At 61.1% G+C, this 12011-nt stretch carries 8 protein-coding genes; 6 read left to right on the forward strand and 2 right to left on the reverse strand.

Going from position 1 to position 12011, the window contains the following annotated elements:
• Positions 1-351: hypothetical protein (locus tag ACQ4V8_RS00300; protein WP_436570715.1), on the reverse strand; the 351-nt coding region annotated here is incomplete at its 3' end.
• Between the two features lie 163 nt (positions 352-514).
• Here ACQ4V8_RS00300 and aceE point away from each other — a divergent pair.
• The 4 genes from aceE (at position 515) to ACQ4V8_RS00320 (ending at position 8291) form a co-directional block, all read left to right on the forward strand.
• On the forward strand, positions 515-3211 hold the full coding sequence (gene aceE / locus ACQ4V8_RS00305) for a pyruvate dehydrogenase (acetyl-transferring), homodimeric type (RefSeq protein ID WP_010400959.1): 2697 nt from the start codon (positions 515-517) through the stop codon (positions 3209-3211).
• Between the two features lie 94 nt (positions 3212-3305).
• Positions 3306-4988, forward strand: coding sequence for a dihydrolipoyllysine-residue acetyltransferase (aceF, locus tag ACQ4V8_RS00310; RefSeq protein ID WP_010400958.1), 1683 nt, complete (start codon positions 3306-3308; stop codon positions 4986-4988).
• Between the two features lie 10 nt (positions 4989-4998).
• Positions 4999-6774, forward strand: a complete 1776-nt coding sequence (gene lpdA, locus ACQ4V8_RS00315) for a dihydrolipoyl dehydrogenase (protein ID WP_436570716.1) — start codon at positions 4999-5001, stop codon at positions 6772-6774.
• A 362-nt stretch (positions 6775-7136) separates the two neighbouring features.
• A complete protein-coding gene (locus ACQ4V8_RS00320) occupies positions 7137-8291 on the forward strand; it encodes a hypothetical protein (RefSeq protein WP_436570717.1) in 1155 nt (384 codons plus the stop codon).
• An 8-nt stretch (positions 8292-8299) separates the two neighbouring features.
• On the opposite strand, the gene ACQ4V8_RS00325 is transcribed toward ACQ4V8_RS00320, so the two are convergent.
• Positions 8300-9019, reverse strand: coding sequence for a TetR/AcrR family transcriptional regulator (locus tag ACQ4V8_RS00325; protein ID WP_436570718.1), 720 nt, complete (start codon positions 9017-9019; stop codon positions 8300-8302).
• Between the two features lie 144 nt (positions 9020-9163).
• Here ACQ4V8_RS00325 and ACQ4V8_RS00330 point away from each other — a divergent pair, with 144 nt between their 5' ends.
• On the forward strand, positions 9164-10405 hold the full coding sequence (locus tag ACQ4V8_RS00330; protein WP_196854703.1) for an HlyD family secretion protein: 1242 nt from the start codon (positions 9164-9166) through the stop codon (positions 10403-10405).
• Between the two features lie 6 nt (positions 10406-10411).
• Positions 10412-12010 carry a DHA2 family efflux MFS transporter permease subunit gene (locus tag ACQ4V8_RS00335; RefSeq protein ID WP_010400951.1) on the forward strand — a complete coding sequence of 533 codons (1599 nt, stop codon included), beginning with the start codon at positions 10412-10414 and terminating at the stop codon, positions 12008-12010.
• Position 12011 lies beyond the last annotated feature (1 nt).

Raw genomic sequence — 12011 nt, forward strand, 5'->3', positions numbered from 1 at the left:
AAATGCGGGCCTAAGACGCGAGCCTGAGAAAATGCCGATGGCGGCGTTGCAGCTCCTTGCCGTACTGGCGTACTGTCTGCGTCGCCGCGCCTTGCCCTCGACATTTTTCAGGCCCGCCTGGCCCGGCATAAATGCGGGCCTAAGACGCGAGCCTGAGAAAATGCCGATGGCGGCGTTGCAGCTCCTTGCCGTACTGGCGTACTGTCTGCGTCGCCGCGCCTTGCCCTCGACATTTTTCAGGCCCGCTTGGCCCGGTATGCCTGTGCGGACGACCGGGGTTTTCATTTGGTTTGCTGGTGCGCGCATCCTGGTTTCCGGGCAGAATTTGCGGCAGCGCAGCATAAATTTCATAGCGTAATTTCACGATATGAAATGCTATATCGTAATTTGAAAAATAGTAAATACGCTGTTAGAATCCTCTCACTAAACCAAGTTATAGTAAATAATCAGCGAAATACCGTCCGACAGCGATCCGGAAAATCGGGGTGGGGCGCTCACAAAGGAGACTCAACAGATGTCAGCTCAACTGAATCAGGTAACGACACAGATCGGCACCGACCCGGATATGCAGGAAACCAAGGAGTGGCTGGACGCGCTCGAAGCCGTGCTGGAAAATGAAGGTCCGGAACGCGCGCATTACCTGATGGAGCGCATGGTCGACCTGGCCCGTCGCCGCGGCGCCCAAATCCCGTTCTCCAGCACCACCGCCTACGTCAATACCATCCCCACCAAACAAGAAGCACACTGCCCAGGCAACCTGGAATACGAAGAGCGCCTGCGCTCGTGGATGCGCTGGAACGCCATGGCCATGGTGGTCAAGGCCAACCGCGCCGACGGCGACCTCGGCGGCCACTTGTCCTCGTTCGCTTCGCTGGCGAACATGCTGGGCATCGGTTTCAACCACTTCTGGCACGCGCCAACGGCCGACCACGGCGGCGACCTGCTGTACATCCAGGGCCACTCCTCGCCCGGCGTCTACGCGCGCGCCTTCCTCGAAGGCCGTTTGACGGAAGAGCAAATGCTGAACTTCCGCAAGGAAGTCGACGGCAAGGGCCTGTCTTCGTACCCGCATCCTAAATTGATGCCTGACTTCTGGCAGTTCCCGACCGTGTCGATGGGCCTGGGCCCGCACATGGCGATCTACCAGGCGCGCTTCCTGAAATACCTGCACGCACGCGGCATCGCCAAGACCGACAACCGCAAGATCTGGGCCTTCTGCGGCGATGGCGAGATGGACGAGCCGGAATCGCTGGGCGCGATCGGCCTGGCCGCACGCGACATGCTCGACAACCTGGTCATCGTGGTCAACTGCAACCTGCAGCGCCTCGATGGCCCGGTGCGCGGCAATACCAAGATCATCCAGGAACTCGAAGGCGAATTCCGTGGCGCCGGCTGGAACGTCGTCAAGGTCATCTGGGGTCCGGGCTGGGATGCCCTGCTGGCGCAAGACAAGGAAGGCATCTTGCAGCGCGTGATGATGGAAACCGTCGACGGCGAATACCAGAACTACAAGGCCAAGGATGGCGCCTACGTGCGCAAGCATTTCTTCGGCAAGCATCCGAAGTTGCTGGAAATGGTCGCCAACATGACGGACGACGACATCTGGCGCCTGACCCGTGGCGGCCACGATCCGCACAAGATCTACGCAGCGTTCAAGATTGCCCAGGAACACAAGGGCCAGCCGACCGTCCTGCTGGTGAAAACCATCAAGGGCTATGGCATGGGCAAGTCCGGCGAAGCGCGCAACACGGCGCATCAGACGAAAAAACTCGACGACGAAGCGATCCGCGAAATGCGCGACCGCTTCTCGCTGCCGATTCCTGACGACAAGCTGGCCGATATCCCGTTCTTCAAGCCTGCCGACGACGCGCCGGAAATGGTCTACCTGCACGAGCGCCGCAAGGCCCTCGGTGGCTACCTGCCGCAGCGCCGCCAGAAGTCGGAAGAAACCCTGCCTGTGCCTGGCCTGGACGCCTTCAAGAACGTGCTGGAAGCAACACCGGAAGGCCGCGAAATCTCGACCACGCAAGCGTTCGTGCGCGTCATTTCTACCCTGCTGAAAGACCCGAACCTGGGCCAGCGCGTGGTGCCTATCCTGGTCGATGAATCGCGTACCTTCGGCATGGAAGGCCTGTTCCGCCAGATCGGCATCTACAACCCGAAAGGCCAGTTGTACGAGCCGGTCGACAAGGACCAGGTCATGTACTACCGCGAAGACAAGGCTGGCCAGATCCTGCAAGAGGGTATCAACGAAGCGGGCGGCATGAGCTCGTGGATTGCCGCCGCGACGTCGTATTCGACCAACGACCGCATCATGATCCCGTTCTATACCTTCTACTCGATGTTCGGCTTCCAGCGCATCGGCGACCAGGTATGGGCTTCGGCCGACATGCGCGCGCGCGGCTTCCTGATGGGCGGCACGGCTGGCCGCACGACCCTGAACGGCGAAGGCTTGCAGCACGAAGATGGCCACAGCCATATCTTCGCGGCGACCATCCCGACCTGCATGCCGTACGATCCGACCTTCAGCCATGAAGTCGCCGTCATCATCCAGGATGGCCTGCGCCGCATGATCGCCAACCAGGAAGATGTGTTCTACTACATCACGATCATGAACGAGAACTACGCCCAGCCAGGCATCAAGCCAGGCCAGGAAGAAGGCATCCTGAAAGGCATGTACAAGCTGCAGGAAGGCCAGGCTGACGCCAAGCTGCGCGTCCAACTGATCGGCTGCGGCACCATCTTGCGCGAATCGATCTTCGCTGCCGAACTGTTGCAAAACGACTGGGGCGTGGCTGCGGACGTATGGTCGGCACCGTCGCTGACTCTGGTGGCCCGCGATGGCCAGGATGCCGAGCGTTGGAACATGGTCAACCCGTCGAAACAGCAGCGCGTGCCGTACGTGACGTCGCTGATGCAAGACACGGATGGCCCGATCGTCGCCACGACCGACTACATGCGCGCGTTTGCAGAACAGATCCGCGCCTTCATGCCGAAGGGCCGCACTTATAAAGTGCTGGGCACCGATGGCTTTGGCCGTTCGGACAGCCGCGCCAAGCTGCGCGAGTTCTTCGAAGTGAACCGTTATTATGTTACCGTGGCCGCGCTCAAATCGCTGGCTGACGAAGGCAAGATCGACGTGTCGGTGGTGGAGCAGGCGATTGCCAAGTACGGCATCGACGCGAACAAACCGAATCCGGTGACCCAGTAATCGTTGTGCGGACCCGATGATGCCAGGGCGGTGCGAAAGTGCCGCCCTGGCGTGTGTGCGGGTCCATCTGACAAATAAAATAACGGAGCAAGCTATGAGCATTGTGGAAGTCAAAGTCCCGGATATCGGCGATTTCAAGGAAGTCGAGATCATTGAACTGATGGTCAAGCCAGGCGACACGGTCAAGCTAGACCAGTCCCTGATCACGGTCGAATCGGACAAGGCCAGCATGGAAATTCCATCGAGCCACGCCGGTGTCGTCAAGGAATTGAAAGTCAACGTGGGCGACAAGATCGCCGAAGGTTCGCTGGTGCTGCTGCTGGAAGTGGCGGACGACGCCTCGGCGCCTGCGCCTGCCGCCGCTGCGCCTGCACCGGCAGCCGCGCCAGTTGCGGAAGCCGCACCTGCCGCCACAGCTGCCGCCGTCCCTGCGCCAGCCGCCGGCGGTCTGGTCGAAGTGACCGTGCCCGATATCGGCGACTTCAAGGAAGTCGAAGTCATCGAATTGATGGTCAAGGTGGGCGACGCGATCAAGGTCGATCAGTCGCTGCTGACGGTCGAATCGGACAAGGCGAGCATGGAAATTCCATCGAGCCACGCCGGTATCGTGAAAGAATTGAAAGTCAAGGTTGGCGACAAGGTTGCCAAGGGTTCGCTGGTGCTGGTCGTGGAAACGACCGGTGGCGCTGCCGCTCCTGCTGCTGCCCCTGCCGCCGCTGCTGCACCGGCCGCGCAAGCTGCCGCCGCGCCAACCGCCGCCGTTGCTTCGGCGCCAGCCGCTGCCCCTGCTGCCGCGCCTGCCGCTACTTCAGCCCCTGCCGTCAACGGCAAACTGGCGCACGCGTCGCCATCGATCCGCAAGTTCGCGCGCGAACTGGGCGTGGACCTGGCCCGCGTGGGCGGTTCCGGTCCGAAAGGGCGCATTACCCAGGAGGACGTGCAGAACTTCGTCAAGGGCGTGATGTCGGGCGCTGTCGCCGCACCAGGTGCTGCCAATGCTGCCCCTGTCGCCAAGGCCGGTTCGGGCGTGGGTCTGGACTTGCTGCCATGGCCGTCGCTGGACTTCAGCAAGTTCGGCACGACCGAATTGCTGCCGCTGTCGCGCATCAAGAAAATCTCGGGTCCGAATTTGCACCGCAACTGGGTCATGATCCCGCACGTCACGCAATTCGACGAAGCGGACGTGACGGACCTGGAAGCGTTCCGTGTCGATACCAACGCGGCCAATGCGAAGAACAAGGATGCGGCCAAGTTGACCATGCTCGCTTTTGTCATCAAGGCCTCGGTTGCCGCACTGAAGAAATTCCCCGCGTTCAACGCGTCCTTGGACGCCAAGGGCGAAAACCTGATCCTTAAGCAGTACTACAACATCGGCTTCGCGGCCGACACGCCGAATGGCCTGGTGGTGCCGGTGATCAAGGGCGCGGACCAGAAGTCGGTTTCGCAGATCGCCCGCGAAATGACGGAATTGTCGCTGCAGGCGCGCGAAGGCAAGCTGAAACCGGCTGACATGCAGGGCGCCAGCTTCACCATTTCGTCTCTGGGCGGCATCGGTGGCACGCACTTTACGCCTATCGTGAATGCGCCGGAAGTGGCGATTCTGGGGCTGTCGAAAGCCTCGATCAAGCCGGTATGGGATGGCAAGGCCTTCCAGCCACGTTTGATGATGGGCACTTCGCTGTCCTACGACCACCGCGTGGTCGATGGCGCGATGGGCGCGCGATTCTCCGTGTACCTCGGCGAAGTCCTGGCCGACATGCGCAAAATTCTGCTGTAAGGAGCGATTCATGAGCACAGTAGAGGTAAAAGTACCGAATATCGGCGACTTCAAGGAAGTCGAAGTGATCGAACTGATGGTCAAGGTCGGCGACACCATCAAGCTGGACCAGTCGCTGATCACGGTCGAATCGGACAAGGCCAGCATGGAGATTCCGTCGACCCACGCAGGCGTCGTCAAGGAAATCAAGGTCAAGGTCGGCGACAAGATTGCCGAAGGCAGCGTCTTGCTGGTGGTAGAGGCGACGCAAGGCGCGGCAGTTGCCGCACCGGCGCCGGCTCCAGCGGCAGTAGCTGCTGCACCAGCCGCACCATCCGCACCAGCCGCCGCCGCCATCCCGGCCGGCAATTACAGCGGCCAGGTCGATATCGATATCGACATGATGGTGCTGGGCGGTGGTCCTGGCGGTTATTCGGCGGCCTTTCGCGCGGCCGACCTGGGCCTGTCAACCGTCATCGTCGAGCGCTACGCCACCCTGGGCGGCGTGTGCCTGAACGTGGGCTGCATCCCGTCGAAGGCGTTGCTGCATGTCGCTTCCGTCATCGACGAGACGGCGCATATGTCCAACACGGGCGTGACGTTTGCCAAGCCGACGATCGATATCGACCAGGTACGCAAGTACAAGGAAGGCGTCATCTCGAACATGACGGGCGGCCTGGCCGGCATGGCCAAGGCGCGCAAGACGCAAGTGGTGACGGGCGTGGGCCAGTTCCTCAGCGCCAACCACATCGAAGTGACGGCAGCCGACGGCTCGAAAAAGGTCGTGCAGTTCAAGCAAGCCATCATCGCCGCCGGTTCGTCCGTGGTAAAGCTGCCTTTCGTGCCGGAAGACCCGCGCATCGTCGATTCGACGGGTGCGCTGGAATTGCGCCAGATCCCGAAACGCATGCTGGTCATCGGCGGCGGCATCATCGGCCTGGAAATGGCGACTGTGTACTCCACGTTTGGCGCGCGCATCGACGTGGTCGAAATGATGGATGGCCTGATGCAGGGCGCGGACCGCGATGCCGTCAAGGTGTGGCAGAAGTTCAACGAGAAGCGCTTCGACAACATCATGACCAAGACCAAGACGGTCGCCGTCGAGGCGTTGCCGGAAGGTATCAAGGTCACGTTCGAAGCGGCAGAAGCGGGTGCTACTGCGCCAGCGCCGCAAATCTACGACCTCGTGCTCGTCGCCGTGGGCCGCAGCCCGAACGGCAAGAAGCTGGCCGCCGACAAGGCCGGCGTGCAAGTGACGGAGCGTGGTTTCATCAACGTCGACAGCCAGATGCGCACCAACGTGCCCAATATCTTCGCCATCGGCGACCTGGTCGGCCAGCCGATGCTGGCGCACAAGGCCGTGCATGAAGCCCACGTGGCGGCGGAAGCTGCCGCCGGCCAGAAGTCGCATTTCGATGTCAAGGTGATCCCGTCGGTCGCCTACACCGACCCGGAAGTGGCATGGGCCGGCATCACGGAAGACGAAGCGAAAGCCAAGGGCATCAAGGTCGAGAAGGGCCACTTCCCGTGGGCCGCCTCGGGTCGCGCCGTGGCCAATGGCCGCGCAGAAGGCTTTACCAAGTTGCTGTTCGACGCAGAAACGCATCGCATTATCGGCGGCACCATCGTTGGCACGCATGCGGGCGACATGATTGGTGAAATCGCACTGGCCATCGAGATGGGCTGCGATGGCACCGACATCGGCAAGACCATCCACCCGCACCCGACGCTGGGCGAGTCGATCGGTATGGCCGCTGAAGTGTACGAAGGCGTGTGCACGGATTTGCCGCCACCGCGCAAGCGCTGATAAAGCCTTAACTTTCAGTATCAAAAAACCGGGACGTGTTCCCGGTTTTTTTATTCCATTGATGTCCCTTGAGCTCGCCAGCGTATGCTGCGGACAAGCTGTGGCGCATCTATCGCATGTGAATATTGGTGAGTATTGTTGCCTGGGAAAGTGGCAAAATGGAGCTCTGTCACCATGTTTTGCTTTTGCTTCAAAAGCAGCGCGTGATTTTTCCAGGAATGTTGCCAGCGCGTGGGTCGCTCAAGTCCCGCTACGCTGGGAGTCTGTCCCAGCAGATGGATACGTCCCTTGCTGGCGCCCCGGATGAACTACCGGCAGAAGACGCTCCCTAGCGGGACAGGCCCTAAGAAAGTTTTGCAACAATGAAAAAGTTTACCGCCCTTCATATTGCCGATGCCCGTTTGCGTCGGGCTGATGAGCAAGATCAAGCCGTGATGCTGCATGCCTTGCATCAGGATGTGGCCGCTATCCTGGCGGCGGGCAAGCAGATCGATGCAATTTTCTTTACTGGCCAGTTGGTGGCGCTCGATGCCTGTGCTGGCACGACGCCCCCGTATGTCTACGAATACTTCCTGCGTCCCTTGCTGCAGGCGGCCAGCTTGCCCGGTGCGCGTTTTTACCTGGTGCCGGGCGGCGGCCAGCAGGGCGGCGCGGCGGCGCTGGGCAATGCCGGCTTCAGTTTTTTCTCCGCTGATGAGCACGCCAGTGCCGAACAGCGCGCGTACTACAAGAATATCCACGCCGTGTTTCATGGCCACCAGCATACGGGCGACGCCAGTTCACTGATGAAGTCGCTGGGCATTCTGCTCAAGAGCAATCCCGGCAGCCTGTACGGTGCGCATGGCCAGATGGCGGCGTTTTCCGTGCTCGAGTTCGGCACGCGCGGGGCCGATGGCGAGGCGCCGGGCAGGCAGTGGACGGTGTCGCTGCGCGAGTTCGACGAAGTGAGCAAGAACTTCGCGCTGTCGGTACTGTACACACCGAATGGCCAGGAAACGGGGCAGTTGGATGCCGAGTATGTGTTTGCCACTTTGCTGCCACAACTGGCAAGCGAACGCGCCTATTTTGACGGCTTGCTGGGTAAATCGGACGCGCAGCAGGGCGTGGCTGCCGATGTGCGCGCATTCCTGATCGAACTGGCGTTCGTGATGTTCGAAGCCAAGACCGTGTTTCTCGGCGAAGCGGAACTGCAGCGTTTTACCAGCGATTATTGTGGCGTAAAGGGTTGGAACGTGGCGCCAAGGGACTGGCTGGCGCCGCTGCATGCGCATGGCTTGCTGCTGCTGGTCGATGGCCAGGTGGCGTTTTCCATCGATTACTTCCGTACCTACTTCTTGGCGCAGCGCTTTGAAACTTCGTTTGATTTGAGGTGCTATGGTTCCGGGCGTCTTGATGGAAGTAAGTCTTCACTCGGTCTTGATTGCCCGTCGGCGGCCCAGCCCTTCCTGCGTGCGCTGGGCTTCAGCGATGAGCGTGCGGAAGCGGCGATGCAAGAAGAGGGTGGCCGCCCCGGCTGAATCGCGCGTCAGGCCACGTGCGGCTGACGCAAGGTGCCGCGCAGGAACAGGTCCAGGCTGAGCGCTACCTTGGCGCGCAGCCGCACCACATCGGCTTGCGTCTGCGGCGTAAACAGCAGGCGCGACATCTGATCTTCGAGCAGGCAATTGAGCAGGTGTAGCGCCAGGATCGATGGCGTCAACTCCGCGCGAAACAGCGGCGCGATGTCGGGACGGCTGAAAAACGTGCTCAGCATGTCGCGTGTCTGTCCCGGTCCCACCTTGTAAAACGTTTCTGCCAGTTCCGGCTGTGTGGCCGCTTCGGCCACCACCATGCGATGCAGGCGAATCGCCGCCGGCGTCGTGACCAGTTGCAGGAACAGTAAGCCGAACTCGCCCAGGATGGTGGACAAGGGTCGCATATCCGTTTCCAGCGCGGGCATGGTCGAGAAGTAGGCGGCGCGGCGCTGTTCCACCACGGCATTGAACAAGCCGGCCTTGCCGCCAAATTTCACATAAATCGTGCGCACTGCTACATGGGCTTCGCGGGCGATCATTTCCAGGCTTACTTTTCCATACCCTTTTTCCAGAAACAGGCAGCCAGCCGTGTGTAGCAGGTTTTCCATGCGCGCTTCCATGTCGGCTGCGCGCGGCCGGCCGGCAGGCTTGCCGCAGCAGGAAGGCTCCTCGGTGGCGGCGTCGGATGCTGTGTCGTTGGGCAAGAGTTCGCTGAGGCCGGGATCGGACATGGTCTGGGTCTTTTTATCAGTTGTAAGGTCAGTGCAGGCTTGTACTGTAGTGTAAATTAAAATGAAATGCAATCGTTTCATTTCTTGACTTTGGTATTTCTTTGTCCAATAATGAACCTCTATAATTTCATTTCCGGAGCGAGTATGTCCAATCAGCCAGGCCAAGCAGAGCACAAGGTGCTGAGCGCTGTCCCACCCGCCGCATCTGCCGCATCTGCTGCACCTGCCGCCCCGCCTGCGTCGGCCGCTTCCGCCAGCTCCGCAGCGCCGAACAAGCGCGTGAAAATCATTGCCGGCCTGATTGTCCTGGTGGCGTTGGGTGCCGGTGCGCGCATGTGGTACCGCAGCCACTATTTCGTGGAAACGGAAAACGCCTATGTCTCCGGCCATGTGCACCCGGTCTCGGCGCGCATTTCCGGCGTCGTTACCCAGGTTTTCATCGACGACAATCAAATGGTGAAAGAGGGCGACGTCATCGCTGAACTCGATCCCTTCGACCAGCGCGTGAAAACCGAGCAGATCGCCGCGCAGATTGCCAGCGCCGAGCAGCAAGTGTTGCAGGCCGACGCGCAGATCGCGCAAGTACAAGCGCAAGCAAGCGCGGCCCAGGCACAAGTGGCGCAAGCGGACGCACAATTGTTGCGCGCGAAACAGGATGCCGAGCGTTATGGCCAGCTGTATACGAGCCAGATGAAAGCCGTCTCGAAAGCGGAGCTGGACGCCGCCAACGCGGCCCGCTCCAGTGCCGTGGCCGATCTGGCCGCGCGCCGTGACAGCGCCGCGGCTGCCAAGGCGCAGATCGGCGCCGCCCAGGCCGCGCGCGACGTGGCCAAGGCGCAAGTGGCCGTGCTGCGCGTGCAATTGAAGGACGCCGAGCAGCAGTTGCAATACAACCGCATCCTGGCCCCCGTCGCCGGGCGCATCGGCAAGCGCAACCTGGAAACGGGCATGCGCGTGCAGCCTGGCCAGCAACTGACGGCCATCGTGCAAGATAACGTCTGGGTCACCGCCAACTTCAAGGAAACCCAGTTGGCCGACCTGCAGCGCGGCCAGAGCGTGCACGTGACTATCGACGCCATGCCGGGCAAGAAACTGGTGGGCACGATCGATAGCTTCGCGCCTGCCTCGGGTGCACAATTCGCCCTGCTGCCAGCCGATAACGCTACCGGCAACTTCACCAAGATCGTGCAGCGCGTGCCGGTGAAAATCGTCTTCCAGCCGGCAGATATCAAGGCCATCAATGGCCGTCTGGTGCCGGGCATGTCGGTGATCGCCGAAGTGGAAGTGAACCAGCCCGTGTCGGCCCAGGACAAGGCCGTTGCCCCACGTCATGCCGCCGCGCTAGTCGCGCCGACTGCTCCTGCCGCCCAAAGTAGCGCCCGCTAAGCTTCCATGAGCAGCCCTTCCATCACATCGGCGGCATCGCCGGCGTTTCCCGTGATCAGCGAGAAAGTCTCAGCTCGCACCTGGCTGGCGGTCGCCGCCGGCATGCTGGGCGCCTTCATGGCGGTGCTCGACATTCAGATCACCAACTCCTCGCTCAGGGATATCCTCGGCTCGCTGTCGGCTACCCAGGAAGAAGGCTCGTGGATTTCCACGGCCTACCTGGTGGCGGAAATCATCGTCATTCCACTTACCGCGCTGCTGGCGCGCGTGTTCGGACTGCGTACCTACATGATAGGCACCACTGCTTTCTTCCTGCTGTTCTCCACTCTGTGTGGCACGGCCTGGAATTTGGAAAGCATGATCGTCTTTCGCATGCTGCAAGGCTTCACCGGCGGCGCTCTGATCCCCATGGCGTTCACCCTGGTGATGCTCAAGCTGCCGCCGTCGAAGCGTGCCGTCGGCATGGCCATTTTCGGTTTGACGGCCACCCTGGCGCCAGCGATGGGCCCGACTCTGGGCGGTTATCTCTCCGAGCTATATGGCTGGCCTTCGATCTTCTACATCAACTGGGTACCGGGCGTGCTGCTGATCGCCGGCATGGTGTATGGCCTCGACAAGGAGCCGATGAAGCTCCAGATGTTCTGGAAAGCCGACTGGCTGGGCATCTTCTTCATGGCCCTGGGCCTGGGTTGCCTGACCATCTTCCTGGAAGAAGGCAATTCGAAGGACTGGTTCGACTCGGGCTTCATCATCATTTTTGCCGCGCTGGCCCTGACGGGCATCCTGGGCTGGGTCGTTACCAGCGCCACGCGCGCCGAACCGTTCGTCAATCTGGCCTTGTACGGCCAGCGCAATTTTTTAGTCGCCACCGTGCTATCGGCCGTGACGGGCATGGGCCTGTATGGTTCGGCGTTCTTGCTGCCTTTGTTTCTGGGCCAGATCGCCGGCTATTCGCCGATGCAGATCGGTGAAGTCATCATGTGGGTGGGCTTGCCGCAACTGTTCATCATGCCCTTCGTCGCCAAGCTGTCGTCCGTGGTGGACAACCGCATCCTGTGCTCGTTTGGCCTGCTGCTGTTCGGCGGTTCGTGCCTGATGAATGCCTACATGGACGCCTCCACCGGCTACGACCAGTTGCTATGGTCGCAGGTGGTGCGCGCGCTGGGCCAGCCCTTCGTCATGCTGACCCTGTCGAATTTCGCCATGAAGGGCATCGCGCCGAAGGACATGCCGTCGGCATCGAGCCTGTTCAACATGACGCGTAACCTGGGCGGTTCGATCGGCATCGCCCTGCTGGCCACGGCCCTGAGTACCCGCGAGCACTTCCACTCGCAGCGCCTGGGGGAAGCGATCAATGCGTATTCCAGCGCCACGCAGCTGCGCCTCGACCAGCTGACGTCGTCGTTCATGGCCAAGGGCTATGACGCCGTCACGGCCGGCAACCAAGCCTTGCAGGCGATCGATGGCATCGTGCGCCGCGAAGCGTATGTGATGGCCTACAACGATGGCTTTTTCCTTATCGGCACCATCCTGCTGGTGTGCATCGTGCCGCTGTGGCTGGCCGACAAACTGAAAGCTCCCGGTGCCGGCGGCGGCGCTCATTGAG

Origin of the sequence: Janthinobacterium paucivorans (assembly GCF_051380805.1) — a bacterium.
Lineage (GTDB): Bacteria > Pseudomonadota > Gammaproteobacteria > Burkholderiales > Burkholderiaceae_D > Janthinobacterium > Janthinobacterium lividum_D.

Coding starts and splice junctions, on each gene's coding strand:
- aceE (WP_010400959.1), top strand. CDS start 515: ATGTCAGCTCAACTGAATCAGGTAACGACACAGATCGGCACCGACCCG.
- aceF (WP_010400958.1), top strand. CDS start 3,306: ATGAGCATTGTGGAAGTCAAAGTCCCGGATATCGGCGATTTCAAGGAA.
- lpdA (WP_436570716.1), top strand. CDS start 4,999: ATGAGCACAGTAGAGGTAAAAGTACCGAATATCGGCGACTTCAAGGAA.
- ACQ4V8_RS00320 (WP_436570717.1), top strand. CDS start 7,137: ATGAAAAAGTTTACCGCCCTTCATATTGCCGATGCCCGTTTGCGTCGG.
- ACQ4V8_RS00325 (WP_436570718.1), bottom strand. CDS start 9,019: ATGTCCGATCCCGGCCTCAGCGAACTCTTGCCCAACGACACAGCATCC.
- ACQ4V8_RS00330 (WP_196854703.1), top strand. CDS start 9,164: ATGTCCAATCAGCCAGGCCAAGCAGAGCACAAGGTGCTGAGCGCTGTC.
- ACQ4V8_RS00335 (WP_010400951.1), top strand. CDS start 10,412: ATGAGCAGCCCTTCCATCACATCGGCGGCATCGCCGGCGTTTCCCGTG.